This window comes from Citrobacter sp. Ce006 (genome assembly GCF_030336535.1).
Lineage (GTDB): Bacteria > Pseudomonadota > Gammaproteobacteria > Enterobacterales > Enterobacteriaceae > Citrobacter > Citrobacter europaeus.
Genome location: NZ_JAOWDO010000052.1, coordinates 1 through 25,228 on the forward strand (window position 1 = coordinate 1; position 25,228 = coordinate 25,228).

General features: G+C 52.9%; 28 protein-coding genes and 1 pseudogene. 26 read left to right on the forward strand and 3 right to left on the reverse strand.

Annotated elements, in window-relative coordinates:
* From OGV94_RS01330 to OGV94_RS01340, 3 genes are all read left to right on the forward strand, one after another.
* Positions 1 to 513 (forward strand): lysozyme (locus OGV94_RS01330; protein WP_286522407.1); only part of this gene is annotated, 513 nt, incomplete at its 5' end.
* Positions 510 to 1,028, forward strand: a complete 519-nt coding sequence (locus OGV94_RS01335; RefSeq protein WP_286522409.1) for a DUF2514 domain-containing protein — start codon at positions 510 to 512, stop codon at positions 1,026 to 1,028. The genes OGV94_RS01330 and OGV94_RS01335, both read left to right, overlap by 4 nt.
* Positions 1,029 to 1,124: 96 nt before the next feature.
* Positions 1,125 to 1,346 (forward strand): hypothetical protein, encoded by a 222-nt coding sequence (locus tag OGV94_RS01340; protein ID WP_286522411.1) that lies wholly within the window; start codon positions 1,125 to 1,127, stop codon positions 1,344 to 1,346.
* Between the two features lie 117 nt (positions 1,347 to 1,463).
* Here OGV94_RS01340 and OGV94_RS01345 read toward each other — a convergent pair whose 3' ends face one another.
* Both OGV94_RS01345 and OGV94_RS01350 read right to left on the reverse strand, forming a co-directional pair.
* A complete protein-coding gene (locus OGV94_RS01345; protein WP_448879725.1) occupies positions 1,464 to 1,751 on the reverse strand; it encodes a DUF6953 family protein in 288 nt (95 codons plus the stop codon).
* Positions 1,748 to 1,960, reverse strand: a complete 213-nt coding sequence (locus tag OGV94_RS01350; protein ID WP_199981824.1) for a YodC family protein — start codon at positions 1,958 to 1,960, stop codon at positions 1,748 to 1,750. The genes OGV94_RS01345 and OGV94_RS01350 overlap by 4 nt, the downstream gene beginning before the upstream one ends.
* 109 nt (positions 1,961 to 2,069) lie before the next feature.
* Here OGV94_RS01350 and OGV94_RS01355 point away from each other — a divergent pair, with 109 nt between their 5' ends.
* The 16 genes from OGV94_RS01355 to OGV94_RS01430 all read left to right on the forward strand — a co-directional run bounded on the left by OGV94_RS01355 (position 2,070) and on the right by OGV94_RS01430 (position 16,430).
* A complete protein-coding gene (locus tag OGV94_RS01355; RefSeq protein WP_286522419.1) occupies positions 2,070 to 3,068 on the forward strand; it encodes a terminase small subunit in 999 nt (332 codons plus the stop codon).
* On the forward strand, positions 3,046 to 4,350 hold the full coding sequence (locus OGV94_RS01360) for a terminase large subunit domain-containing protein (protein WP_286522421.1): 1,305 nt from the start codon (positions 3,046 to 3,048) through the stop codon (positions 4,348 to 4,350). Before OGV94_RS01355 ends, OGV94_RS01360 begins: the two co-directional genes overlap by 23 nt.
* 4 nt (positions 4,351 to 4,354) lie before the next feature.
* On the forward strand, positions 4,355 to 5,758 hold the full coding sequence (locus OGV94_RS01365) for a DUF4055 domain-containing protein (RefSeq protein WP_286522423.1): 1,404 nt from the start codon (positions 4,355 to 4,357) through the stop codon (positions 5,756 to 5,758).
* A 1-nt stretch (position 5,759) separates the two neighbouring features.
* Positions 5,760 to 6,863 (forward strand): phage minor head protein, encoded by a 1,104-nt coding sequence (locus tag OGV94_RS01370; RefSeq protein ID WP_286522425.1) that lies wholly within the window; start codon positions 5,760 to 5,762, stop codon positions 6,861 to 6,863.
* 125 nt (positions 6,864 to 6,988) lie between these two features.
* Positions 6,989 to 7,741 (forward strand): DUF6651 domain-containing protein, encoded by a 753-nt coding sequence (locus OGV94_RS01375; protein ID WP_109963101.1) that lies wholly within the window; start codon positions 6,989 to 6,991, stop codon positions 7,739 to 7,741.
* A 17-nt stretch (positions 7,742 to 7,758) separates the two neighbouring features.
* Positions 7,759 to 8,898, forward strand: coding sequence for a major capsid protein (locus OGV94_RS01380; RefSeq protein ID WP_086539037.1), 1,140 nt, complete (start codon positions 7,759 to 7,761; stop codon positions 8,896 to 8,898).
* Positions 8,899 to 8,937: 39 nt separating this feature from the next.
* Entirely contained in the window at positions 8,938 to 9,255 is a 318-nt protein-coding gene (locus tag OGV94_RS01385; protein WP_279274685.1) for a hypothetical protein, read from the forward strand.
* Positions 9,256 to 9,257: 2 nt separating this feature from the next.
* Positions 9,258 to 9,740 carry a DnaT-like ssDNA-binding protein gene (locus OGV94_RS01390; protein ID WP_047416523.1) on the forward strand — a complete coding sequence of 161 codons (483 nt, stop codon included), beginning with the start codon at positions 9,258 to 9,260 and terminating at the stop codon, positions 9,738 to 9,740.
* Between the two features lies 1 nt (position 9,741).
* Entirely contained in the window at positions 9,742 to 10,095 is a 354-nt protein-coding gene (locus OGV94_RS01395) for a hypothetical protein (protein ID WP_286522431.1), read from the forward strand.
* Positions 10,096 to 10,097: 2 nt separating this feature from the next.
* Positions 10,098 to 10,697, forward strand: coding sequence for a hypothetical protein (locus tag OGV94_RS01400; protein ID WP_286522434.1), 600 nt, complete (start codon positions 10,098 to 10,100; stop codon positions 10,695 to 10,697).
* Between the two features lie 7 nt (positions 10,698 to 10,704).
* A complete protein-coding gene (locus tag OGV94_RS01405) occupies positions 10,705 to 11,136 on the forward strand; it encodes a DUF4128 domain-containing protein (protein WP_279278401.1) in 432 nt (143 codons plus the stop codon).
* A gap of 46 nt (positions 11,137 to 11,182) precedes the next feature.
* The gene (locus OGV94_RS01410; protein ID WP_279278402.1) at positions 11,183 to 12,115 is read left to right on the forward strand and encodes a phage tail tube protein; all 933 of its coding nucleotides are present in this window, start codon (positions 11,183 to 11,185) and stop codon (positions 12,113 to 12,115) included.
* A 41-nt stretch (positions 12,116 to 12,156) separates the two neighbouring features.
* Positions 12,157 to 12,495: a phage tail assembly chaperone gene (locus OGV94_RS01415; RefSeq protein WP_279278403.1), complete on the forward strand. Its 339-nt coding sequence runs from the start codon at positions 12,157 to 12,159 to the stop codon at positions 12,493 to 12,495.
* Positions 12,496 to 12,512: 17 nt separating this feature from the next.
* A complete protein-coding gene (locus OGV94_RS01420) occupies positions 12,513 to 12,800 on the forward strand; it encodes a DUF1799 domain-containing protein (RefSeq protein WP_065944826.1) in 288 nt (95 codons plus the stop codon).
* Complete coding sequence (locus tag OGV94_RS01425; RefSeq protein ID WP_286522440.1) at positions 12,800 to 15,847, forward strand: phage tail tape measure protein; 3,048 nt, start codon at positions 12,800 to 12,802, stop codon at positions 15,845 to 15,847. Before OGV94_RS01420 ends, OGV94_RS01425 begins: the two co-directional genes overlap by 1 nt.
* A gap of 100 nt (positions 15,848 to 15,947) precedes the next feature.
* Positions 15,948 to 16,430, forward strand: a complete 483-nt coding sequence (locus OGV94_RS01430) for a hypothetical protein (RefSeq protein WP_047416540.1) — start codon at positions 15,948 to 15,950, stop codon at positions 16,428 to 16,430.
* A 60-nt stretch (positions 16,431 to 16,490) separates the two neighbouring features.
* On the opposite strand, the gene OGV94_RS01435 is transcribed toward OGV94_RS01430, so the two are convergent.
* Entirely contained in the window at positions 16,491 to 18,104 is a 1,614-nt protein-coding gene (locus OGV94_RS01435) for an SNIPE associated domain-containing protein (protein ID WP_047416542.1), read from the reverse strand.
* Between the two features lie 192 nt (positions 18,105 to 18,296).
* Here OGV94_RS01435 and OGV94_RS01440 point away from each other — a divergent pair, with 192 nt between their 5' ends.
* The 7 genes and pseudogenes from OGV94_RS01440 to OGV94_RS01470 form a co-directional block, all read left to right on the forward strand.
* Entirely contained in the window at positions 18,297 to 18,647 is a 351-nt protein-coding gene (locus OGV94_RS01440; RefSeq protein ID WP_279278405.1) for a phage tail protein, read from the forward strand.
* Between the two features lie 8 nt (positions 18,648 to 18,655).
* Positions 18,656 to 19,429 carry a phage minor tail protein L gene (locus OGV94_RS01445; protein WP_038641014.1) on the forward strand — a complete coding sequence of 258 codons (774 nt, stop codon included), beginning with the start codon at positions 18,656 to 18,658 and terminating at the stop codon, positions 19,427 to 19,429.
* Positions 19,430 to 19,441: 12 nt separating this feature from the next.
* Complete coding sequence (locus tag OGV94_RS01450; protein ID WP_279266170.1) at positions 19,442 to 20,173, forward strand: C40 family peptidase; 732 nt, start codon at positions 19,442 to 19,444, stop codon at positions 20,171 to 20,173.
* Positions 20,161 to 20,754, forward strand: coding sequence for a tail assembly protein (locus tag OGV94_RS01455; protein WP_279266171.1), 594 nt, complete (start codon positions 20,161 to 20,163; stop codon positions 20,752 to 20,754). Before OGV94_RS01450 ends, OGV94_RS01455 begins: the two co-directional genes overlap by 13 nt.
* Positions 20,755 to 20,808: 54 nt before the next feature.
* Positions 20,809 to 24,057: a TipJ family phage tail tip protein gene (locus OGV94_RS01460; protein WP_286522446.1), complete on the forward strand. Its 3,249-nt coding sequence runs from the start codon at positions 20,809 to 20,811 to the stop codon at positions 24,055 to 24,057.
* The gene (locus tag OGV94_RS01465) at positions 24,057 to 25,001 is read left to right on the forward strand and encodes a DUF6453 family protein (protein ID WP_286522448.1); all 945 of its coding nucleotides are present in this window, start codon (positions 24,057 to 24,059) and stop codon (positions 24,999 to 25,001) included. The genes OGV94_RS01460 and OGV94_RS01465 overlap by 1 nt, the downstream gene beginning before the upstream one ends.
* Before the next feature lie 9 nt (positions 25,002 to 25,010).
* Positions 25,011 to 25,228: pseudogene (locus tag OGV94_RS01470) on the forward strand (tail fiber domain-containing protein); the annotation flags it as partial.

Below are 25,228 nucleotides of genomic sequence, written 5' to 3' on the forward strand. Positions count from 1 at the left end.
GCAGCGGTCGTTGGTTTGATTCTTGCCGGGGCTTCCGCGCCCGTGATTCTCGATCAGTTTCTGGATGAGAAAGAGGGTAATAGCGAGCAGGCGTATCGTGACGGCGGCGGGCTCTGGACGATTTGCCGTGGCGCCACGATGGTTGATGGCAAGCCAGTAGTTCAGGGCATGAAGCTGTCTGCTGAAAAATGCGCTCAGGTAAACGCCATTGAGCGTGATAAGGCACTGGCGTGGGTTGAGCGAAATATAAAAGTTCCGCTGACCGAGCCGCAGAAAGCTGGTATCGCTTCTTTCTGCCCTTACAACATTGGCCCCGGGAAATGTTTCCCGTCTACGTTCTATAAGCGAATAAATGCTGGCGACCGTAAAGGCGCATGTGAGGCGATTCGCTGGTGGGTTAAAGACGGTGGCCGAGACTGTCGTCTGACCAAAGGCCAGAAAAATGGCTGCTATGGGCAGGTAGAAAGACGGGACCAGGAAAGCGCGCTGACGTGCTGGGGGATAGACCAGTGAACCTGCGCTATCAGTTCATTGCTATTTCGTTGCTGGTGGCCGTTGCATTCATCGCCGGTAGTGTATGGAGCAGCCGCGGTTGGGAAAAGAAGTGGGCAGAGCGTGACAGTGTGGAATCGTCGCAAACCGCGAACGCGCAGACTGCCGCCCGCATGATTGAACAAGGGCGAATTATTGCCCGTGATGAGGCTGTAAAAGATGCACAAGCACAAGCCGCAAAATCTGCTGCCACTGCTGCTGGTCTGTCTGCCACTGTTAGCCAGTTGCGCACCGAAGCAACAAAGCTTGCCGCCCGCCTGGACGCCGCAAAGCACACCGCAGATCTTGCCGCTGCCGTCAGAAGCAAAACAACCGACGCCGACGCCAGAATGCTCGCCGACATGCTCGGAGATGTTGCAGCAGAAGCTAAACGTTATGCTGGAATCGCTGACGAACGCTACCGCGCCGGAATGACGTGTGAGCGGATTTACGAATCAGTGATGGATTCGAATAGCAATCAGGCGCCCACGTATTAAGCATTACAGAAGCTCTTCACTGAGCGGATTCGATAATGCTTTATTCAGACAAATCATAAGGGTAGTCTGTAACCTCCATAGCAAAAGGAGGTTGTCATGTTAGAAAACTATTTTGATAAAGCCAGTAAAACAGAAGAAGAGGCAATTCAGAAATCTCAGCGTTTACTTGCTGTTCAGGCGGCGTTAGAGATAGCCAAGGCTTCGGTTGGTAGCTCTGATGCGGCAACGGCTTGCAAAACCGATGTAGAACTTAAGTATGTTTCAGAGCATGTTTCTGAGCTTGCTGATGCTATTCAGGAGGCGCTTAAGCTAGGCTGATGTTGCTTTTGGAATTACCCCATATTAAGAACCGCCTACGGGCGGTTTTTTGTTGCCATCACCATGGGCATACCTATCGTGATGGCGTAAAAAAAGGGCGATAGTTCGCCCTTAATGTTAACCGCGAGCTTCACGACCTTCTTCATCTTCAGGAACACGGTAACGCCAGTATTTATCTGGTTTAACCCAAACAACATTTTCCCCGCTATCAATTCTGAACTTATTGATTACTTTAGTTGATAGCGCTTGGTTGCCATCTGCGTTTTCTTTGAGATGCTGCTCGTTGTGTTCTTTAACGAGGTAGTCGACAACGTCCTGCTGATAAAGACATCCATCAGATCGAAGATTCAACATCATCCAGTCTGAAACATCAGAAACAGATAGCTTAGGCGCGTTTGGGTTTATGGCTTTGGGTTTGTGTTTGTCAAAGACTCTTCGGTAAAGCGACCTTTTTCAAGCTTCTTCCCTGCAAACCATTGGCAAGTGTAGTCTCCGGTAAATTCGCCTGCGTATTTGTGTATTTCGTATACTGACATTTCTGGACCTCCCGATTTCAAATATACGGAATCACCGAGGTTAAATATTTCTTTTCTTGCTGCTGAAGATTTGTTCACAACTAATTTCCTTATTAAGAGAAAACATGACGCTCAACGACAGACAATAAATTCTCTCGTGAGTACCTAATACTATCGCCTTGTTTAACTGAACTATCCAGAGGAATTTATGGCAAAACAGGACTGGGGAGACCTTCAGCAACGGTTCCTGTCCGAACATGCCGCAACCGGCGTATCACCAAAGGAATGGTGTGAAGCGCAGGGACTGAACTACGCTACCGCCCGTCGATATATCAAAAAACCTACTGCGCAAAATGCGCAAAAACCTGCGCAGAAAAAAATGCGCACTGCGCAGAAAGATAAAAGCGCAGAAGAGCTGGTGGACGATGATGGACTTACCGCTCAGCAGCGCTTATTTGTCGCGGAGTACCTGAAGGATGGTAATGCCACACAGGCAGCTATCCGGGCTGGCTACAGTAAAAAATCAGCTGAACAAATCGGCTATCAACTCCTTAAGAAAACTTCAGTTGCACAGGCCATCGCGCGACAGCAGAAAGCTTCCATTGCGCGCACGCTTGGCAGTGCTGATGAGGTCCTGGAGCAGATGTGGCAACTCGCCACCTTCGATGCAAACCAGCTTTCACAGTATCGTCGTGGCGCATGCCGTTACTGCTGGGGCTTCGGTCATCACTATCAGTGGCGTGACATGGTGGAGTTCGAGGAGCAACGGCTTAAAGCCCTTGAGCGAAAGGGCAAAGAGCCGGTAGACGTCGGAGGTTATGGCTACGACCACAACCGGGAGCCAAACCCTGCCTGCCCGCGCTGCAATGGTGACGGAATAGGCCAGCCTTACTTCGCTGACACCAGGAAACTCTCCCCTGACGCTGCTTTGGCATATTCCGGCGTCAAGCTGGGGAAGAATGGTGTCGAGATAACGGCAATCAGCCGCGAGCGTATGTACGAAGCCGTAATGAAGCGCCTGGGCCTGGCCGATAGCGAATTCGCGCAGCGCCTCCAGCAAATCGAAATCGACCGCCGGCAGCTGGAGATTGAAAAACTCCGCAAAGAGCTGGCCGGTGATGGTGATGGTGACGAACCAACACCAGTGCAGATCAATATCAACGTAGTGGATGCGAGGGAAGAAGATGGGGATCAGCCCGACACTTAACATCCCACAGGCTCGTTTCCTCGCGATGGAGCACAAGTTTAAAGCCTACGTTGCCGGGTTCGGTTCCGGTAAAACGTGGGTGGGTTGTGGCGGCATCTGCAAAGGGATGTGGGAACACCCGAAAATCAACCAGGGTTATTTCGCGCCGACTTATCCGCAGATTCGTGACATCTTCTACCCGACTATCGAAGAGGTGGCCTTTGACTGGGGGCTGAGCGTCAAAATCAATGAGGGGAACAAAGAGGTTCACTTCTACGAGGGGCGACGGTTCCGCGGGACCACAATCTGCCGTTCGATGGAGAAGCCCGGCTCGATAGTTGGTTTCAAAATCGGTAACGCGATGGTGGATGAGCTGGATGTAATGGCGGCTGCCAAAGCGCAACAGGCCTGGCGAAAAATCATCGCCCGTATGCGTTACAAGGTTGATGGGCTGCGTAACGGTATTGACGTCACGACAACGCCGGAGGGGTTCAAATTCGTTTACCAGCAATTCGTGAAGGCAGTACGTGAAAAGCCAGAGCTTTCAGCCCTGTACGGTCTGATACAGGCCAGCACGTTCGACAACGCGAAGAACCTGCCCGCGGATTACATCCCTTCGCTGATGAATTCCTACCCGCCGGAGTTGATTAAGGCGTATCTGAGGGGGCGCTTCACCAACCTGACCAGCGGCACCATCTATCACCAGTTCGATCGACGACTGAATAACTGTACTGATGAAGAACAGGCAGGCGAACCGCTCTATATCGGCATGGACTTTAACGTTGGCAAAATGGCGGCCATCGTCCACGTCCTTCGCAATGGCGAGCCGCGCGCGGTACGTGAATTGATAAAAGTTTATGACACGCCAGCCATAATAAAGCGTATCCAGGAAGAGTTCTGGCGCTACGTGGGCGGGCGCTATGTTGCCTCCAGGCAGATTTACATCTATCCGGATGCTTCCGGCGATTCACGCAAGTCCAATAACGCCAGCGCCACCGATATTGCGCAGCTCAAGCAAGCCGGATTCAGCGTGGTGGTGAACGCCGCCAACCCGCCGGTAAAGGATCGCATTAACTCCATGAATGCCATGTTCTGCAACGGCAACGGTGAGCGCCGCTACAAAGTTAACGTTGCTCGCTGCCCGGTCTATACAGACAGCCTTGAACAGCAGGTATGGGCGGCAAACGGCGAGCCGGATAAATCAGCCGACAACGATCACCCAAACGACGCTGGTGGCTATTTCATCGTGAAGCAATTCCCGATCATCAAGCCCACCGGAAAAGTCACTCAACTACGGATGTAACTCCATGCCTGACATCTCAACACCCAATCTGGACTATGGGAACATGGTCGAGGCGTGGGATATCAACGATGCCCTGATGGGCGGCACGCTCTATATGCGACAACTGGGCGAGGCATATCTACCGCGCTGGCCGAAAGAGGGCAAAGAAGACTACAAAAAGCGCCTGGCTGTAGCCACGCTTTTGCCTGCGTATGAAGAGACCATTAAGCAAAACATCGGGCGCGTATTTGCCGAGCCGATTAAGCTGGCCGAGAACGTCCCAGATCAGCTGCGCGAGTTCGCAAAAGACGTGGACCTTGAAGGCACCCGCCTGGATGTATGGGCGCAGTCGTTCTTCAGCCTGGCGATGCAGTATGGGCTTTCCCATGCGCTGGTGGACTACCCCCGGGTGGACGCCGAGCAAGTGAAGACCAAGGCGGATGAGAAAGCCACTGGCGCACGACCGTACGTAACGATGCTGAATCCCCGACAGCTGATCGGCTGGAAATCGAAGATGACCGGCGGCAAGGTCGTATTGACCGAGCTGCGCATCAAAGAGGTGATTATCGAGGATGGCGATGACTTCGGGCAGACGAAAGTCGAACAGATCCGCCTCCTGACGCCGGGCACGGTGCAGATTTACCGGAAGTCTACCGGTGCGGAAGGGCAGCCCACTTGGGCGTTACACGACGAATGGCAGACTTCCCGCAAGGACATAACCTTGGTAACGCTCTACACCAAGCGCACCGGGTTCATGTGCGGTTCGCCTCCGCTTCTCAACATGGCGCTGCTGAACGTGAAGCACTGGCAGAGCCAGAGTGAGCAGGACAACATTCTGCACGTAGCGCGCGTGCCGCTACTGACCGTATTCGGGCTTGAAGAAGGGCAAGAGCTGGTTATTGGCTCATCCTCTGCCACCCAGTTCTCCGATCGGCAGAAACAGGGGCTTGAGTACGTCGAGCACACTGGTACTTCAATCAGTTCGGGCAAAGAGTCACTGACCGACCTTGTAGAACAGATGCGCCAGGCGGGCGCAAAGCTGCTGCGCACCGACAACACTTCAACCAAGTCCGTAGACCAGACATCGGAAGAGAAAATGCAGGAGCAGTCGCCGCTCTACACTATGGCAACCAGTCTGGAAGATGCGATCGACAACATCCTGCAAATTATGGCCGAGTACATCGGGGAATCTGAGGGTGGTAACGTCGATGTCCGCACCGAGCTGGATGTCGAGTCGAAAGAGTTCAATCCTCCGGCGGCGCTGGCTATTCAGTCGCTACGCCAGGGCGGTGATATTCGTCGCGTCGATGCGATTAAGTCTCTTCAGAAGCTGAACATCATCGATGCTGATGCGGATCCCGACGTAGTGCTGAATGAGTTACTTGCTGAGTCGGCTTCACTGACAGAACCACTGCCTGGCGAGGTGTGATATGGCCCGCTCTGTCAACGACCGTTTGCATGATGAGACGATAGCGCATGGTCTGTACGTGACGCGCTATGGTACCGGTGTTGCCCGGCGCATGGTCGCGTTGCTGAACAGGATGGATGCTGACCTGGCTGCCAAATTGATGGTGTTGCTGGACGGCAAGCGTGCTGATACATACAGCGCCCGCCGCCTGGCATCGCTGCTGGCTGGTGTGCGTGACCTGAATCAACAGGCCTATGGGCCGGTTAACGAGGCACTGGCGCGCGAACTGACGCGCTACGTAGAATATGAGGCCGGTTATCAGATGGACCTGTTCAGTAGCATCATTCCTAAGCAGATCCTGAAACACGTCCCGTTGCAAAGCATTGCACCCGAGCAGGTCTACGCCGCTGCTGCAGCGCAGCCGTTTCAGGGGCGATTGCTTAAAGAGTGGGGACAGAAGCTTGAAGCCGACCGGCTGGATAAAATCACCAATGCCGTGCGTTCCGGATTTCTTCAGGGTGAAACCGTCGAGCAGATCGTGAAGCGCGTCGCCGGCACGCCGCAACTTAACCGCCAGGACGGGGTTATCAATGCCTCACGTCGTGACCTTGCTGTTATTGCCCGCACTGCGGTGAATCATATGGCAGCAACGGCGCGCCAGGAGTTCGCACAAGCCAACAGCGATATCGTGAAGGCCAAACAGTGGTCTTCGACTCTGGACACCCACACCAGCCAGTGGTGCATCATCCGCGACCGCAAACTCTACTCGCTCGATGGCAAGCCGCTGGGCCATGCAATTCCGTATCTACGCGGGCCCGGCAAAATCCACTTCTGCTGCCGGTCCGGTGAAATCCTCATTACGAAATCGTGGGATGAATTGCAGATATCCTCTGGCGAACTGAGCAAAGCTACTCGCGCCTCAATGGACGGACAGGTGCCAGCATATACCAGCTACGCCGACTGGCTTACCCGACAGTCGTACGAGCGTCAGGAACAGGTACTGGGCGTAACCCGTGCGCAGATGCTTCGCGACGGCAAAATCACTGTGCCGGAATTGTTCAACGATGCAGGGGAGTTCATGACCCTGGACGAACTGCGCCGCGTGGATGTGTCGGCATTCGAGTAACGCAACCCTATCAATATTAAGGCTGCCTCCAGGCGGTCTTTTTTATGCCTGCCGCTGAGCGGATGCGACGCGGTGCCCGGGTCGGATGACCCATTACGTATGGCCGGAAGGCTGGAGCAAAAACAATGAAACTGAAACTTGATGCTAACGGAAATGTGGTCGTTGAAAACGGTATGCCTGTGTACATCCATGATGATGGCAAAGAGATCCCGTTCGATGCGGTCGCAGCGATGACCAAAATCACCTCCCTGAATGGCGAGGCGAAAACTCACCGCGAAGCGAAGGAAGCGGCGGAAGCCAATCTCGCGAAATTCTCTGGCATCACCGACCCGGCCAAGGCGCTCGAAGCCCTGGAGATGATGACCAAAATCGACCAGAAAAAACTGATCGATGCTGGTGCCGTTGACCAGGTAAAGGCGGAGATCACCAAAGTTTTCCAACAGCAGCTGGACGAGGCGAACGGCAAGACCAAACAGCTGGAAACTCAACTCTACGACGAGATGATCGGAGGCCGCTTCGGTGGCTCTAAGTTCATTTCCGAGAAGATGGCGATCCCGACTGAGTTCGTGCGTTCCTACTTCGGTCAGAACTTCAAAATCGAAGAAGGGAAGGTTGTGGCCTACGACGGCCAGGGCAATAAGGTGTTTTCTCGCACCAAGCCCGGCGAGTTAGCCAGCTTTGATGAGGCCCTGGAGTCTCTGGTCGAGTCGCATCCGCAGAAAGATTACATCCTCAAAGCGTCCGGTAACAGCGGCGGCGGCTCTCACCAGTCGCAGCACCAGGCCGGGCAAAAAACCATGAAACGCGGTGCGTTTGATTCCCTGGATAACGCTGGCAAGCAAGCAGCGCTGAAAGACGGCGTCAGCATCGTCGATTAAATCGAAAGGAGCCATAAATGGCAGGCAATACCCTTACTGGTCTGATCCCGACCATCTATACCGCGCTGGACGTAGTGTCCCGCGAGCAAACTGGTTTTATTCCTGCGGTGGCGCGTGACGCGAAAGCGGATGCTGCTGCAAAAGACCAGACCGTACGTGCGCCAGTCGCACCTGCAGCCACCACTGAAGATATTGTCCCTGGTCCGTCAGCACCTAATTCTGGCGACCAGACCATCGGTGGTGTGGATGTCAAAATCACCAAATCCAAGATGGCCCCGGTCAAATGGAATGGTGAAGAGCAATTGGCTTTGGGCCCGGCTGGCACCTACAACACCATCCTGGCTGACCAGTTCAAGCAGGCTTTCCGAGCGCTGGCGAACGAAGTGGATGCAGACCTCGCTGCGCTGTACCTCAACTCCTCCCGCGCTGTTGGCGCGCCGAAGAATACCCCGTTCAGCATCAAAGACGATCTGACTGATGCTGCGTTGGCGCGTCAAATCCTGACCGATAACGGTGCGCCGACTACCGATTTGCGTATGGTGCTTGGTGGCGAAGCGATGGCATCCATCCGTGGTAAACAGGCTGTCCTCTTCAAAGCGAACGAAGCGGGAACCGACCAGTTGCTGCGTGAAGGTGTTATCGGTCGCATCATGGGCTTCAACCTCCACGAATCCTTCAGCATCAAGCGTACCGCGAAAAGCGCTGCTGCTGGCTATAAGGTCAATGGCGCGAAGAAAGAGGGCGATATCATCATCGCTATCTCTGCCGGTACCGGCGGTATCGCTGCAGGTACTGCGGTGAAGTTCGCCGGTGATGACAATCAGTATCTGGTCGTTGCGGCTACGTCTTCCACTATCACTATTAACGCGCCGGGCCTCCGTCAGGATCTGGCAGATCAGGCTGATGTCACCGTGTTGAGCGAATTCGTACCGAACATGGCGTTTGACCGCGGGGCATTCCTGCTGGCCAGCCGTACCCCGGCGATGCCTGAAGGTGGCGATACTGCTGATGACGTCATGAATGTGACCGACCCGGTATCTGGCATCACTTTCCAGGTGGCGCTGTACCGCCAGTACCGTCAGGTGCGTTATGAAGTGGGGCTGGCATGGGGTGTGGCTGCTGTGGCGCCACGTCATTCCGCCATCATCATGGGTTAACCCAGGGGGCTTCGGCCCCTTTGTTTTTCAGGAGGCCCAATGGCCGGATTAACCAAAGAGCAGCGCTCTCAGCGTGAAGCGGAAAAGCTTGCAGCTCAGCAGGCCGCTGATAAAAATCCTGCCCAGCAGGAACAGCAGCAGGAACAGCAGCAGGAACAGCAGCAGGAACAGCAGCAGGAACAGCAGCAGGAACAGCAGCAGGAACAGCAGCAGGAACAGCAGCAGGAACAGCAGGGTATTGAGCTGGTGGTCATGGTACGTGACTCCCCAGAATTCCCTGGCGGCCCGCTGCGCGCAGATGTTCATCCTGATGAAGTGGATAACTGGCTGGCGCTGGACTGGCGTCTGGAGGAATAAACATGCTGGTTGCCGATCCCCACTCTCCAGACTTCAACAGCTACGCCAGCGTGTCAGACCTGCGGGCATTTGCCGCCGGGCGCGGATATAGCATTCCTGCAGATGATGATGAGTGCGGCCAGATGCTGATGCAGGCAATGGACTTTCTGGAAGGGAAGGCCTGGCGCGGTCAGCGTTCCAGCGCATCACAGCCTCTATCCTGGCCGCGTTCCGGCGTGCGCTTCGATGGTGTTGACCTGCCGAATGATGCTATTCCACAGCGTCTGATTGATGCTCAATGTCGCCTGGCTATCGAATCGCAGGAGATTGACCTCACCCCGTCGGTCGCTGGCGGTGGGGCGGTGACGATGGAGCGCGTTGAGGGTGCGGTAACAGTCCAGTATGAGCCGGGAACGAATAAAGCTTCTCCGTCATTCCCATGGTTCTATTCCGCACTGCGCGGGCTTGTAGTGGGCGGCAACCAGGTCCGGGTCGAAAGGGGGTAGCATGGCAATCGACTATCGCCGCATGCGCGCTACGGCAACGCGGCTCCTGAAGAATAACGGCAAATCCTACCAACTGACCCGAGGCGGTACCACCACCCGCGATCAGTACGGGAAAGAGATTACCACCGAGCCTGTTATCGCGACCGTTACCGGCGTTATCACCGAATACTCCTCCCGTGAAATTGATGGCTCCCTGATCGCCACCGGCGATAAGAAACTGGCTGCCACGTTCGAAACGGAAGTGCGTATTGATGACCGTATCGAAATCGACGGCAAGAAATGGCGCGTAGTGCAACCGAACCCGGTTAAGCCTGCTGACGTGCTTATCTCCTACAACATCCAACTGAGGGCGTAACTATGGCAAGTTCTGCTAATCAGCCGTTCCTGGCTGCCATTCAGTTGTTCGTTGATAGCTCAAAGCAGGAAATAGACGAGGTGGTGCGCCGGACGGGTATCAAAATCCTCGGGCGCCTGGTCGATGTGTCGCCAGTTGGGCAGCCTGAAACGTGGGAAGTGAATCAGACGGCGTCGGCTTATAACACTGCCGTTCGTGAGCATAACGCAGCGCTTCGCGATGACCCAGCAAACATGACGAAGTCCGGGCGCCTTAAACGTGGCCTACGGGTAAACGACTCGATGGACATCAAAAAGCCAGATGGTTATGTCGGCGGGCGCTTCAAGAACAACTGGTATGTGGGGTTTGATAGCCAACCGACCCAATCCAACGATACTCCGGATGCCTCCGGCCAGGGTTCCAACTCCCGCGGGCTGGCGGTGCTTGAAGTGTTCAGGGTGGGGCAGGTCAGCTCGATTTACTTCACAAATAACCTGCCATACGCACAGGCACTGGAGAACGGACACTCTGGTCAGGCCCCCGGCGGCATGGTAGGTATCACTGCACTGGACGCAGCGCAGCTGTTTCGAGAGGCGATGAGCGAGGTACGTAATGGCCGGTGACCAATCAATGCTAATTGCGGAATTGCTCGAGTCGCGCCTTGCTGATATCGCCCTCGCGATTGATATACCGATAGCCTGGCCAAACATCATTTTTGAACCGCCAGATGGTGTCCCGTACGGGAGGGTCTATATACTCCCGGCACAAACTATCGGGCAAGACTTTGCAGGGCAGCTTCGTACGTATCAGGGCATTTTCCAGGTGAACATAGTCACCCCCGCAGGAATAGGCGTCGGCAAGGCGCGAACATTTGCCAGTGTGATTGCGGGTGGATTTCCCGAAGGCCTCGCTCTGGTGGCTGGTGATTTAACCGTCTATATCAACGGGCCGCCTCAGATTCGCCAGCCAATACAGGACCGTCCGACCTCTGCACCAAACGGCAGCAGCGGCTCCATAACCTATACCATCCCCATCAGCATGCAGTACCGCGCTGATTACTGACCCACCACCTGGTGGGTTTTTTACTACTTAAATTCAGGAGAATGCAATGGCATTCGCAATCCCTAACGGGTCGCGTGTAAACGTGGCCAAGGCGTATCTTGCGCCGATTGTCTTCACTGCGGCATCCAATGCGACGGAATGCGAACTGACCGTTGCATCGGCCTCCGGCATTCTGGCCGGTGACGTAGTTCAGGTGAGTTCAGGCTGGTTAAAGCTCGACAACATGGTGGTGCGTGTCAAGTCAGTAACCGGTACGAAAATCGTGCTGGAAGCGTTCGATACCACCGACACCACCAAATTCCCGGCGGGCACCGGCGCAGGCACGCTGCGTAAAATCGATTCGTGGATCACCATGCCGCAGGTCATGACGCTGTCCACTGAAGGCGGCGACCAGCAGACTATCAGTGTCCAGTTCCTGGAGGATGATAAAGCCCGTACCATCCCGACATTCAAAAACGCCGTAGTTCAGGTCTATACCTTCGCGCATGACCCGCAACTGGCGATCTACAAACGCCTCATTGACCTGGATGACTCAAGCGACACCACGGCGGTATGGTTCCACAATCCGCGCGGCAAAGCCGATCGATACTACTCAGCCAAAGTGTCGTTCCAGCGCGTACCGCGAACTGAAATCAACGCCGTGGAAAGCAACGAAGCGCGTATGAACTTCGAATCGGATATGCAGATTTACCCGATCGCTGACTCCTCCGCTACACCTCTGGCGTTCCTGACTGACCTGCCAACAACCAAGTCTGTTGCTGCTAATGCAGCTCTGGATCTGTCGGTGGTCATGCAAGGCGGTTCCGCGCCGTACAACTACGTGTGGAAGAAAGGCGGCACCGCCATTCCGGGCAAAACCGCATCCACGCTCAACATTCCGTCCGCTCAGTCTTCTGATGCTGGGGTGTATACCTGTGAAGTTACCGACGCCGCAGGCAAGACACTCACTTCTGCCGGATGCACCGTCAGCATTACTTGATTAATCTGGCCCGGCAAGCCGGGCCTTACCGAGATGAATAAATGACCAAATTCTCCCTGATCCCCAATCCGATATTTTCCGTTACTGCCAGCATCCCACGCGCTGGCGCCGAAGACGGCAAGCTGACCTTCACTTTCCGCCATAAGACGCTGGAAGAGCTGCGCTCCATGGACGAGAAGCTGCAAAAGGCCGCTGAAGGTAAAAAGGCTGCTATTGAGCCGCAGGCCGATTACCTCATGGAAATTGTCGAAGGCTGGGCACTGCCGGATGAGTTCAACCGAGATAACGTGATCGTCCTGCTAAAGAACTATCCTCGCGCGTTCGACAGCATCGGGCTGGCATACACCAAAGAGCTGATGGGACTGCGCGAAAAAAACTGAGGCAGGTCGCCGCAGCGTTGTATACACCGGGACCGACGCTCGCGGAGTTAGCCGCTTTTGGTTTAACGCCTGAGGACGTGGAGGAAGAGGTAGGGATCCTGCCATCCGTATGGGAGGCCTTTACCGTCTTCTCCGCACTGGCGACCCAATGGCGCGTCGGCGCGGGCGGTGCGACCGGTCTTGATTACAACGTTCTCCCCTGGGTGTTTAAGTTGCACGGGGTTGAGGATGCGGCGGCCTGCATGGCTGATATTCGAATCATGGAAAGCGAGGCTCTCAAAGTGATGCATAAGGAGACGGCCTGATGAGTGACCAAATCGCCTCGATCACATTGCGTGCTGACGTATCCGATCTGAAAACAGCCAGCAATGAACTGGATAAACTCGGTGAAGCCGCGGCGGGTGCCGTAGGCAAAGCTGATGACCTCAACAGCGTATTCCGCGCTGGTGCTGAGTCTGCGAAGCAGGGCAGCGAAGGTATCAAAGAGCAGCAGGTGGCGCTGAAAGGCCTGCTGGAGAATATCGACCCGGTAAACAAGGCGCTTAACCGGCTGGATGAACAGCAGGCCGCCCTGCGTAACTTCCAGACCAAAGGCTTCCTGGATACCGATGATTTTCAGCACTACAACAAAATCCTCGACGATACGCGGCTAAAGCTGACGGATACCGGCGAAGCTGCTGCCAGGGCACAAGCCGAACTGGCAGCGACTCAGGCCGCTGAGAAGCAGTCCGCTGCGCTGAAGAGCCTGCTGGGCTCTATCGACCCGACGATCCGCGCATTCAACTCACTGGATGAACAGCACGCACAGCTGGTGGCACATTTCGAAGCAGGGCGCATTAACGGTGCTCAGTTTGAGCACTTCAACACAATCCTTAACCAGACGCGTGAGCGCCTCTCTGGTGTCGCTGACGTACTACCAGAGGCGCTATCCCGGCAGGAAGCTGCTGCCCGGCGCGCTGGAATCTCCGTTGGTCAGTACAGCGCAGCAATGCGCACGCTTCCGGCGCAATTCACCGATATCGCCACGCAGCTGGCTGGCGGTCAGTCGCCGTTCCTGATTCTGCTGCAACAGGGCGGACAGATTAAAGACCAGTTCGGCTCGGTTCAGGGGGCGTTGTCCGGCGTCGGCGAATACATCCGCAGCATGGCTGGGATGATTAACCCTACCACAATCGCACTTGTTGGGCTGATTGGCACGATCGGCCTGCTGGCTGCCGCAGCGTATAACTCCTCGGAGCAATTTGAGCAGGTGGCACGCTCTGTCATCATGATGGGTGGGGCTGGCTTCTCCTCAATGCAGCAGCTCAACCAGGCCGCTGAGGAAGTGGCTGGCAAGACGAATACATCGATGAGCTCCACTGTCGATACGCTGGTTACGTTGAACGATACTGGCAAATATACCGCAAGCCAGATGAAGCAGGTCGCAACGACCATCACCCTCATGGGTAAGGCCGGAAATGATACCAAAGCGGCAATGAGCGACTTCGAAAAGATTGTCAGCGATCCGGTTAAAGGGCTTGCCAGCCTCAATGAACAATATGGTTTCGTTGATGAAGCCATGATCAAGCACATTATCCAGCTACGTAAGCAGAAGGGGGAGCAGGCGGCTGTTACCGAAGCTATTGAGCTGTTTGCAGGCGTCATGGCAAAGCGCGCAGAGGAGACCAACAAAGCGACCGATAATATCGGTAAAACGTGGGAAAACCTTAAAAAGAGCGCTTCTGACACCTTTGGCGATATAGGTATTACCGTGCGCGCATGGGGAAACCAGATCATCGATATTTTCGAACTGGTTAAGTCCTCGATCAAAGACTTGTTCCTCAATATCACCTCTCTGGACGCCAAGTTCACCAGCACCATCGCTGGCTGGGCAGACAAAATCCCGGGTGGCGGTGCGCTGGCTAATTTCCTCGGCATGGATGTTGAGGCAATGAAAAAGGCTGGAGCGGAAGCGGACAAAGAGATTGAGGCGAACAAAAAACGCTATAACGAGCTTTGGAAGCGCGTCACTGCGCCTAACGCACAGGCAAACTATGAGGCTGAAGCGCGAGGGTCTAACGTAAAAGGTGATGGCGGAACAAGTCGAGAATCAAGAGACGCAGTCTCGAAGCTTGCACAAGACTCAGCCAAAAAGACCAAAGAAGCCAAAGCCACGCTGGATGCTGGCGATCGCACTCTGGAGAACTACCGGGCGCAGGCAAGGACCTTAACGGAAACCCTCGAAACCCTGCGTCAGACCGGCGATATTCACGCCAAAAACACCGAACTGGGCAAGCAGCAGTCACGTTTTGCGGAACTGGACGAGGCCGCCAAAACCCGAGCCCTCACCGCACAGGAGAAATCTCTTCTGTCTAGCCGGGAAGCCATTCTGAATGCCGCGAAGGTTGTGGATCAGAAGAACAAAGAAGTAGAGGTACAACAGAAGATTAACGGCCTGGCACAACAGGCAAATAAGTATGTCACGCAGATGACTGAAAAATCTGAGGCGTTACGTAGCGGGTCGGGTTTAAGCAGTCGCATGGCCCAGAGAATGAATGAAGAGGCGCAGCTTCGTCAGGGATGGATCAATGGTGGTGGTAAACTAGAGGATGCTGGCTACGAGAAAGAGCTGGCAGCTCTTCGTAACTACTACGCCGAAGAGGATAAGTTGCGGGGTGACTGGAAAGCAGGGGCAGTTAGTGGCTGGAATGAATATCTTGAGGCCGCCACGAATACCTATGACGCCGTGAAGAACGTCGCCAGCTCCACGTTGACCGGCTTGAGCGACATGCTGACTGAGCTGATGACCACTGGCAAAGCATCAGTTAAAGAATTCGGCAAATCCATGCTCAAGATGATCCTTGATGTGACGAACCGCCTCATGGTTGCATATGCAGTGCAGGCCGCAATGGGGTGGATCAGTGGTGGCTCTGGTACTTCGGCTGGGGGCGGGCAATCATTCGCTGTTCCATCATTCACCCCGAACGCAAAAGGCGGAGTCTATGAGTCTCCGGGCCTCAGTAAGTACGTGAATGGCGTCTACGACTCTCCTCAGTATTTCACTTTCCAGGGGGCATCTAAATTCGCCAAAGGCGGAGTATTTGCTGAGGCTGGCGAAGAGGCCATCATGCCGCTGACACGGGATTCTGCTGGAAGACTTGGTGTCAGGGCGCAGGGTGGAGGTGGAGCCCAGCCGCAGGTCAACATTGATATTTATGTCGATAATAAGGGCAATGCAACATCTAACACATCTGGAGACGGAGACGCCGCAGCGCGGGCGTTAGGGAAGGAAATAGAAACTAAGGTGACGGAGATCCTTATGAGGGCAACTCGAAGTGATGGCCTCCTTGGTAGGCAGTTCCAGTCAAAATAGGCATCGTCTTAAATTCTGATATGGCAATATCACCCGTACCTGGTTACACCGATGCCTCCCCTGGTTATTATGTCAAAACCATACTAATCAGGGGATGATAATGAAAAAGGTCTTCACGACAGTGGTGTTAGCAATGGCTCTTTCTGCGTGCGCGGGTAATGCTCCAGTCAACAACGCGCAAAAACAAGCCAAGTATAATGAGCTTTCGAAGTGTGACGTAAATATTGAGCCAGTCTCAAAGGTGCCAATGAACAAAATGGAGTTTGCTGAATACCTGTCGACTCAGGCACGGAATGCGTCTGCGGATCAGTTCGTGATTCAAAAGAGAATGGAGATCCTGCAGTTGGTTGGGTGGAATGATTCTGTAGCCGATGCAATAGCGACTTGCGGCGCTAACAGAAAAAACAAACGCAAAGAGAATGCTTCTGGAGTGTTTGAAATAATGAAATCGAGCACTAAGGATGCAGAAGAAAAGCGCGCGCTCGTAGAGGCGTACAGCTCTTGGGAGACTTATGTGACAAGCCAAACGCCTCTCGCAAAACAGGACTTTGATTCTAAAGTCGGCTATTACAAAAACATGTAACTAATGACTTTTAACATAAAAGGGCGATTAAAAACCGCCCTTAAATTTGTCATTGAAATGTTATATTGCGTCCGCAAATCTAGGTAGTTTTTCCTCTTGAGGAACAACTGAAATGATATCCGCTTTCTGCTTACGAATTGCCTTTGTTTCATAATAATGCTGAGCAGTTGCTGTTTCGATAAAATCTACATCATTTCCTGCAATCTCAAATACAGCATCTTTAATATCGCTTAATTTTACATTGAAAAACTCTTTACGCTTATTAACTAGGTTAGTGCGTTGCTCATTGAAACGCTGATGGAGCATGCTTTCCATTGCTGGGGCATCTTCACTGAAAATCATTGCATGAACATCGAACAGGAATGGAACTGATGCACTACCCAGTTCATCCACTCGATCTTGAGGATCAAGTCGACGCGTCATTCCTATTTTAAAAACATCATCACCAAACGAACCAATATTAGAAATAACGTACACATGACCGCGTTTAGTTTGCTGAGCCATTGAAAGAGCTTTTTGGCCTTTCAACAACGCCTCTTCTAAGGCATGCTCTAGTTCGGATACCTTAGCTTGGTGCTTCTCTACTTGCTCAGCTGTCATTTGGGCTAACTTCGATTCCATTTCTTTACGGGCTTTATCCAACGCTTTTTGGGCGCGACGCTCTTCATCTTCGGCCTCTCGAAGTGCACGATCAATTTCGGCTTGAGCTCGCTTCTCCTCAGCCATCTGAGCGCGGATTTCACGTTGTTCTTCTCTTTCTTCTTGTTTTTTTAAACGATATTCATGTGTAAGTCGAAGTTCATCTAGCTTCAAATCTAAAAAAGCACGATTAATGTAAATCTGGTTAACCTCATTCATCTTATTCAAGGCATCAAATGCTTTATAAATTCTTTGCTCCATTTGATAAACGTTTTTAAATGTACAGTTTGCAATAGCTGCATCACATTCACCGTTGAATGCACGTGCTGTCATCTGAATGCCGCGAGTGGTCATTTTCCGACCTTCGCTTTTAGAGCCACCTACCGTCCATTCAGTAGGGCAATGTATTGCGCCAAATTCAGTTTTGTCACGTAGCAGATTTTTTTGTCGTTCGCGACATGCCTTGATCGCATCCTGAAAACTGGCCGATGTTTCAAAATCGAAGTGTGGTGCATAGAACCCCATGTCGGCAAATTCCATATCATCTTTATAGATTGATAGCGCTTCTTCCAACTCATCGTAAGTAATTTTTTTCTCACGATAGGATTTGCGCAGCTCATCAATCTGCTTCTCAATTTCTGTACGCTTGACTCTTTGTGTTTCTACAGCAGTTAGCGCTTCTGCGTTCATTCGCTTAGCTGCTAAACGAGCATCTGATAGAATATCCTCCGCACGCTGAGTTATAGATTTTGCATCTTTTTCACTGGCTGCAATAGTTTTGGTTGCCACAGCTTTTGCTTCGTCAAGGTTGTTTTGCGAATCAATAATTAACTCTTCTGCGGTTTGCTTAGCTGCGTTCACGATTCGTTCAGCTTCTGTTTCAGCATTGGTGATTGTCGCGTAGCGCTCAAGTTTTGCTGCCTTTTCTGCTGCATCAGCCCTTGCTGACTTTAATTTAATGATGTTAATCACCAAAATCGTTAGAACAACTACGAAAGCTACAGCTCCAATGGCTGCATAATGCACAATATTCATTAAACTATCCCTGTGAATTGGTTAGCTATGATGGATAAAAATATCGACGGAGTGTCGCATATTTCATCATTTTATATATGTGAAGTAACTAATTCTTTTTTCAATGACGTTGTTTCAGGTCAATTTTTCATTAGCCAAATAAATAACCTATCTTTTAACCCAGCTCCGGCTGGGTTTTTTTATGGAGCAAATATGGCAGTTGAAACTTACAACTGGCACTCGCAGCTCGGCGCGGGGGCCGTAGAATACAGTCAAACAATACGCTCTGCGCAGTTCGGTGATGGCTACGAGCAGGTGGCCGAGAACGGCATTAACTCGACGGCTATTCAGGTACCAATGAAGCATGTGGGCGCTGATTCTGAAGTGAATACCGTTCGGGACTTTCTCCTGGCGCATACCGTTAAGGCTTTCATCATCACGCCGCCGGGCGAAGAGAAAGGACTGTACCGCGTTGTCGCCGAGTCCGTGCGCAAAAACCAGATTAGCAGCAAATTCGCTGAGCTTACATTCACGATTAAGCGCGCCTATGGCGTCTATGCCTGAGGTGGAGCATGACAGCACTGATTGATACAGCTGCAATGCTGGCGCCGGGCGGTAGAGTCCGGCTGGTTGAAGTAGATGCTTCAGAGTTCAGTGGCGGTATTCATCGCTTCCACTACAGTCCATTTCCCCATACACCCGCCGAGATCGAAGCGGCGAAAGGCGATGAGACTAAACTTGGACCAAAGCCCATATTTTGGGATGGTAAAACCTTCGACTTCTGGCCATTCCAGATTTCTGACCTCGCTCTCTCGACCGACCAGGCCGCTGAGCCGAAACTTAGCGTATCGAACCTTGACGGGCATATCACTGCGCTCTGCCTGCAGTTCAAGGACATGGTTAACGCTAAGGTGAGTATCATCGACACCTACACTGTTTACCTCGATGCGGTGAACTTCCCTGGTGGCGTGAACGCGACAGCTGATCCGTCGATGTTTACTCTCCAGACTTTCTGGCTGGACACGAAAACCTCTGAAGATGATGAAGTGGTGACGTGGGCGTTGAGTAGCCCAGCGGATTTGCAGAACCTAGTTATTCCCACCCGTCAAATTACATCGCTGTGCGAGTGGGCTCTGCGCGGCCAGTACCGAAGCGGTGACGGCTGCACCTACAACGGAACAGCGTATTTTGATGCGAAAGGGAATGCGGTTGCTGACCCTGCGCTGGACGTGTGCGGTGGTTGCCTGAGCGATTGCCGCAAGCGATTTGGTGCGGGCCTGGCTGAACCTAATACTGCCACTCTCGATTTTGGTGGATTCCCGGCAACTGTTCTCTTCTCCCGATAACCGGACTTCAATATGAACAAAACGATAATGAACGCTATCCGGACTCATGCACTGGAGGCATCCCCGCGCGAATGCTGCGGCTTCGTCATCCAGTCAGGACGGCGCCAGCGGTATATCCCGGTACCGAATAGGCACGAAAACCCGACAGAGCATTTCCGTATTGACGGTGAGTATTGGGCGAATGCTGAAGATAGCGGAACCATAATCCGTGTCATTCACTCGCACCCGGGTGATGGCGCGCGTGCAATAGCTTCAGATCTTGATAGGCAGCAGTGCAATCAGTCAGGTGTCGTCTGGGGCATCTATGCGCCGGATTGCGACGAATACGCCGAAATCACGCCTGATACCATTCCTCTGATTGGCCGCCCGTTCATTCTGGGCTCGCACGACTGCTGGGGGTTGGTAATGGACTGGCATGCTACACAGGGCGTTACGCTGACCGATTTCCGCGTTGACTACCCGTGGTGGGAAAGCCAGTACCCGGACAATCTCTACTTCGAAAACTGGGAACGTGAGGGGTTCGTTGAATGTGATCCTGCGCCCGGCTGCATGGTCATCATGCAAGTCGAATCCGGTAAGTGGAACCATGCGGGAATCATTACTGAAGAGGGTGAGTTACTGCATCACCTATACGGCCATCCGTCATGCATCACGCCATACGCTCGCGGCTACTTTAAAGACCGAACGATGATCTGCGTTCGCCACAAAGACTTGCCACAGGAGATTCAGCCATGGCGAGGTTAACCACCATTCGACTGTATGGCGCGCTGGGCGCCCGGTTCGGACGCGTTCATAAACTGGCGGTGCAGACGTCAGCGGAAGCCGTGAAGGCGTTATGTATCAACCTGGATGGTTTGGAAAGTTACCTGATGAACGCGAAGAAAAACGGAATGACGTTCGCGGTGTTTCGCGGCAAGCGCAACATTGGCGCGGATGATTTTAAGAACCTGGCTGGAAGTACCGATATTCGCATAGCACCGGTGATGGAAGGGGCAAAAAAAGCGGGTTTGTTCCAGACGATATTGGGTGCTGTCATGGTTGTGGCGGGCATCGTAGTTACGGGCATGACGTTTGGTTCAGCAGGTGTCATTGGCGCGGGGATGGTCTCCGCTGGTATCGGAATGATGGCTGGTGGGATTTACCAGATGCTTTCGCCCCAGCCCAAAGGACTACAAAGCCGCGATGATCCCGATAACAAACCCTCTTATGCGTTTGGCGGTTCAGTAAATACTCTGGCAATGGGTAACCCTGTCGCCATCCTTTACGGAGAAAGAGAGATCGGCGGCGCCATCATCAGTGCAGGGATTGTCGCCGAAGATATCTGACGATTCCTTATCTTTCAATTAGCACCAAATTGGGTGCTTTTTTATGGATGCAATATGGCAACGATTACTGGTGCAAAGGGTGGCAGCCAGAAGCAGCATACGCCCGTAGAACAGCCTGATTCGGCGCAATCAATGGCGCGCTGCCGCATGCTGCTGGCGCTAGGGGAAGGTGAGTTTGCTGGTGGTCTGGATGCGACCCGGATTTTCCTGGACGGTACACCGCTCGGTAACGCCGATGGAACGATGAATTTTGAGAACGTTTCTTGGGAATTTCGACCGGGCACACAGACCCAGACACCGATTCCGGGTTTTTCCGCAGTCGAGAACGAAACTACGGTTGGCGTATCGCTGACGAAAGTCACCCCATGGACTAGAACTATCAGCAATACCCAGATCGACGCCGTATTAGTACGAGTTGGCATTCCTGGCCTTCAGCAGCAGGAAAACGATGGGGATATTGTCGGCACTACTGTAACGTACCATATTGATCTCGCCGTTGATGGTGGGGCTTACTCTACAGTAATGACCAAAACGGTTACGGAGAAACTCAGCTCTCTCTATGAGTTGACGCACCGTATTAACCTCCCGAAAGCGAACACAGGCTGGCAGATTCGGGTCGTGCGCGATACCGACGACAGTACCAGCCAAATGCTCCAGAACAAAACGCAGGTACAGGCGATCACCGAGGTGATTGATGCGCGTCTCCGTTATCCACATACCGCACTACTGTATGTGTCATTCAATGCTAAGTCATTCAGCAATATCCCGAAGATTTCTTGTAAACCTAAAGGTCGGGTAATCCGCATCCCTCAGAACTACGATCCGATTACACGCACTTATGGCGGTACATGGGATGGTACATTCAAATGGGGATGGACGAATAATCCTGCATGGATTTGGTTCGATATTCTTACTGAGCCGCGCTTCGGACTGGGTCGCAGGGTTACGCCAGCGATGCTCGATAAATGGGAGTTGTACCGTATTGCCCAGCGCTGCGATCAGAAGGTGCCGGATGGTAAGGGTGGCAGCGTTACCGAGCCTCGCTTTATGTTTGACGTTTATATCCAGGCTCAGGCTGATGCCTGGCAGGTGATCAAGGATATTGCGGCAGGTTTTAACGGCATGACGTTCTGGGGCAACAACATGTTCAATGTTGTCTCTGATATGCCAGCTGATACGTCAAAACTTCAGATACTCACTCGAGCCTCTGTTGTCGGTAAGCCAACGTACTCCAGCGGCAGTGAAAAGAACCGCTATAGCTCTGCGCTGATTAACTTTAGTGACCCAGATAACCACTATCAGGATCGCACAACGGCAGTGATGTTTCCCGAGCTGGTTAAGCAGTTCAAATTTAAGCAGACGCAATTGACGGCTATTGGCTGTACACGTGAAAGCGAGGCGCAGCGCCGCGGAGGATGGGCCGTCTACTCCAACTCGCTGGATCGCATTATCACTGTTCAGACTGGACTCGATGGCTTCGCCTATGTACCTGGGACAGTGTTCGCCTTTGCCGATGAGCGGCTGTCTGGCCGTGTCTATGGTGGGCGAATTACTGACTACGATGCCGGGCTGAAATCTGTAACTACCGATCGGGGAACAAGCGCATTGGCCGGCGATACGCTGATGATTCGTACCCAGGGCGGTACCGTTGAGAGCAGAACCATTCAGGCGGTTAACGGCCAGCAACTGATACTGGCAACTGCCTTTACCGCTGAGCCACTACCTAATGCCATTTTTGTTATCGATGCAGGTCAGTTGCGCCTCCAGTATTTCCGTGTAACCAATCTGACATTTAACGATGAGGAGAACACCTACAGTATTACCGGTGCAGAGTACAACGGGGCGAAATATGATGCCGTTGATAACAATGCCCGACTGGATAGGCCACCGATCAGTCTGATACCGACAGGCCTGGTAGGGCAACCGTCGAACATCGCGATTAGCAGCTACGATTCGGTCCGCCAGGGGCAGCGTATCGCCACTATGGTTGCGAGTTGGGATGCGCCAGTAGATAAAAACGGGAAACCTCAGGCTGATATCGTCGCGTATCAGGCACAGTGGAAACGTGGTGATAATGAGTGGATCAATATTCCCGAAACAGGCCTACGCAATATAGAGGTCTCCGGAATTTTCTCCGGTGATTACCTTGTGCGAGTCCGCGCTATTAATTCTGGTGACGCTTCCAGTTTGTGGGCATCTTCTGTTCTGACTCATCTCACTGGGCGTACAGGGGAAGTTCCCAAACCGGTTGGTCTGCGCACCACAGCAATCAACTGGGGTATTCAGGTTGACTGGTCCTTCCCGGTTGATACAGGTGATACCCTCCAGACTGAGTTGCAGTATTCAGTAAACGGCAATGGGGATAACCCTCTGCTGCTTGCCGGAGTTCCTTATCCGCAACACACCTATACACAACTGGGCTTGAAGGCTGGTGTTGAATTTTGGTACCGGGCTCGCCTGGTCGACCGTATTGGTAATCAGAGTGACTGGACCGACTGGGTTCGTGGTGTATCCAACGCGAATGCTGACGACTACCTGGGCGATATTGCTGATGACTTCCTGACGTCTGCAGACGGTGACCGCCTGACAAGCGATATTGATACCAACCTCGAAGCCGCATTGCAGAATGCGCTGGCCAACCATGCAACCGCGGAACACCAGTGGGCGCAGTACGGCGAGGTACGAGCGGATATTCTGGTAATTAAAACGACGGTCGCCAGTGTGGATAAGGCGATGGCTGAGCTGTCCACTCAGGTGCAGGCGCAGATTAAAGATGTAACCGCCTCGCTTGAGGACAAGCTCACAGCCACCGTTGATGCTTCTGGAGCGACGGCCATTCACACCCTGAAAGCCGGAGTGCGCATCAACGGTATTTTTTACAGTGCCGGGATATCAATTGCGGTGCTGGCGGAAGCGGGTAAGCCGGTGGTCACCCGAGTCGGATTTAACGCCAATCAGTTCGTCCTGATGAGTGGCAGCGGCGATACACAATATTCTCCGTTTGCTTCTGTTAATGGTCAGGTGTTTATCAGTTCTGGCTTCATCCAGGATGGCACTATTATCAATACAAAAATTGGTAATTACATTCAGTCTAACACCTGGGATGGTACCGGTAATGTTGGTTGGCATATCAACAAATCAGGCTATGCGACATTCAATGATGTCACTGTCCGTGGTTCAATTTATGCCAACAACGGTAATTTTGCATTTAACGGCACCAATAACACTGTCGTCATCAACGGAAATGGGCTGACTGTTAATTTGTCTGGTGGGGGACGGGTTGTCGTCGGGAGGTGGTCATAATGCCGGAAGGTATTCTGATTGATTACAACGATGGCCGTCCGGTGATGGCAATTACTGCGGGGCTTCGCGCCCCCAGTTTTTGTACATCGTTCTCGGGCTGGTCATCCCAGTTTATGCAGTACCCGGTCAATACACCACTTGTTCCTGGCTCACAGGCTATCGTGGTGCCAACCAATCCCATATACATCTATTCCTTTGCAGAATTCGACGTGGCCATAATGACGGGTGTCACCCGAAACGGTGATTCCGGGGTCATCATCGGGGCTGAGACAATCGGTGGAAAAAGCATTGTCCCTGACTGGTCAGGTTACGTTATGGAGCTGCTGCCTGCGGCGACGTATAACGAAGGTTTACTGGTTTCAAACTCGACTGACTTCACCGCTATATCCAATCAGGCTGCGCTGATGACCTGCGCTTATTCCGGGCGCATTACAGTTAGCGGCAGCGCTGCGCTTCCGGTCAGCGGTATTCCTTTCGGCAAATGGGATAACCCGAATGTGTCGGTGGGGTTTGATGGCACCAGTATCATCGTTCGCGATATTTCCTACACAGGGCGGGACGACGTGGCCGGAACGGCGACGATAGACCTGGTGATATTCAACCAGACAGCACCAGTCGGCGGAGACGGTATTACGATGACCAACGCGGCAGGTCAGGTCACGTTCTCCACGCTGAAACGCCCCTTTGTGTATGACCGACAAATCCAGATCACCGATGCTTTCCAGAATATTGGCGGCGGGTTCTGCCAGATAGTTTATACCGGCGTGCAGGTCCGTATGGATGGTGGTTACGGAAATATACGGACGAAGGGGGTCGTGATGTCCGGTGGTAATGTCAGGTCAGCCTACAACAAAGTTTTTGCTAACCACAACTCCGGTTCATGGGATATGAGCCGAAACAGAAATATCACCATGCCCATTCTCATTATTCCGAACATGTACTGAGGAAACCCCATGTCAGCAGGAACCTTAACCCTTAACAATAACTCAGCCTCGGTTGCCGGAACTGACACCACTTTCACCACTGAGTTAGCTGCAGGTGATTTTATTGTGGTTGTCGTGGGTGGTGTGCCTTTCACACTTCCCGTACTGGAAGTTAACAGCAATACACGGCTGACGCTGGTCAGTAATTACACCGGGCCGCGAGCGACAGGAGCCGCCTGGTCTGCCGT

Coding starts and splice junctions, on each gene's coding strand:
- OGV94_RS01375 (WP_109963101.1), top strand. CDS start 6,989: ATGAAACTGAAACTTGATGCTAACGGAAATGTGGTCGTTGAAAACGGT.
- OGV94_RS01445 (WP_038641014.1), top strand. CDS start 18,656: ATGACAGCACTGATTGATACAGCTGCAATGCTGGCGCCGGGCGGTAGA.
- OGV94_RS01430 (WP_047416540.1), top strand. CDS start 15,948: ATGAAAAAGGTCTTCACGACAGTGGTGTTAGCAATGGCTCTTTCTGCG.
- OGV94_RS01465 (WP_286522448.1), top strand. CDS start 24,057: ATGCCGGAAGGTATTCTGATTGATTACAACGATGGCCGTCCGGTGATG.
- OGV94_RS01365 (WP_286522423.1), top strand. CDS start 4,355: ATGCCTGACATCTCAACACCCAATCTGGACTATGGGAACATGGTCGAG.
- OGV94_RS01360 (WP_286522421.1), top strand. CDS start 3,046: ATGGGGATCAGCCCGACACTTAACATCCCACAGGCTCGTTTCCTCGCG.
- OGV94_RS01340 (WP_286522411.1), top strand. CDS start 1,125: ATGTTAGAAAACTATTTTGATAAAGCCAGTAAAACAGAAGAAGAGGCA.
- OGV94_RS01415 (WP_279278403.1), top strand. CDS start 12,157: ATGACCAAATTCTCCCTGATCCCCAATCCGATATTTTCCGTTACTGCC.
- OGV94_RS01395 (WP_286522431.1), top strand. CDS start 9,742: ATGGCAATCGACTATCGCCGCATGCGCGCTACGGCAACGCGGCTCCTG.
- OGV94_RS01385 (WP_279274685.1), top strand. CDS start 8,938: ATGGCCGGATTAACCAAAGAGCAGCGCTCTCAGCGTGAAGCGGAAAAG.
- OGV94_RS01380 (WP_086539037.1), top strand. CDS start 7,759: ATGGCAGGCAATACCCTTACTGGTCTGATCCCGACCATCTATACCGCG.
- OGV94_RS01410 (WP_279278402.1), top strand. CDS start 11,183: ATGGCATTCGCAATCCCTAACGGGTCGCGTGTAAACGTGGCCAAGGCG.
- OGV94_RS01370 (WP_286522425.1), top strand. CDS start 5,760: ATGGCCCGCTCTGTCAACGACCGTTTGCATGATGAGACGATAGCGCAT.
- OGV94_RS01390 (WP_047416523.1), top strand. CDS start 9,258: ATGCTGGTTGCCGATCCCCACTCTCCAGACTTCAACAGCTACGCCAGC.
- OGV94_RS01435 (WP_047416542.1), bottom strand. CDS start 18,104: ATGAATATTGTGCATTATGCAGCCATTGGAGCTGTAGCTTTCGTAGTT.
- OGV94_RS01450 (WP_279266170.1), top strand. CDS start 19,442: ATGAACAAAACGATAATGAACGCTATCCGGACTCATGCACTGGAGGCA.
- OGV94_RS01440 (WP_279278405.1), top strand. CDS start 18,297: ATGGCAGTTGAAACTTACAACTGGCACTCGCAGCTCGGCGCGGGGGCC.
- OGV94_RS01400 (WP_286522434.1), top strand. CDS start 10,098: ATGGCAAGTTCTGCTAATCAGCCGTTCCTGGCTGCCATTCAGTTGTTC.
- OGV94_RS01425 (WP_286522440.1), top strand. CDS start 12,800: ATGAGTGACCAAATCGCCTCGATCACATTGCGTGCTGACGTATCCGAT.
- OGV94_RS01455 (WP_279266171.1), top strand. CDS start 20,161: ATGGCGAGGTTAACCACCATTCGACTGTATGGCGCGCTGGGCGCCCGG.
- OGV94_RS01405 (WP_279278401.1), top strand. CDS start 10,705: ATGCTAATTGCGGAATTGCTCGAGTCGCGCCTTGCTGATATCGCCCTC.
- OGV94_RS01460 (WP_286522446.1), top strand. CDS start 20,809: ATGGCAACGATTACTGGTGCAAAGGGTGGCAGCCAGAAGCAGCATACG.
- OGV94_RS01355 (WP_286522419.1), top strand. CDS start 2,070: ATGGCAAAACAGGACTGGGGAGACCTTCAGCAACGGTTCCTGTCCGAA.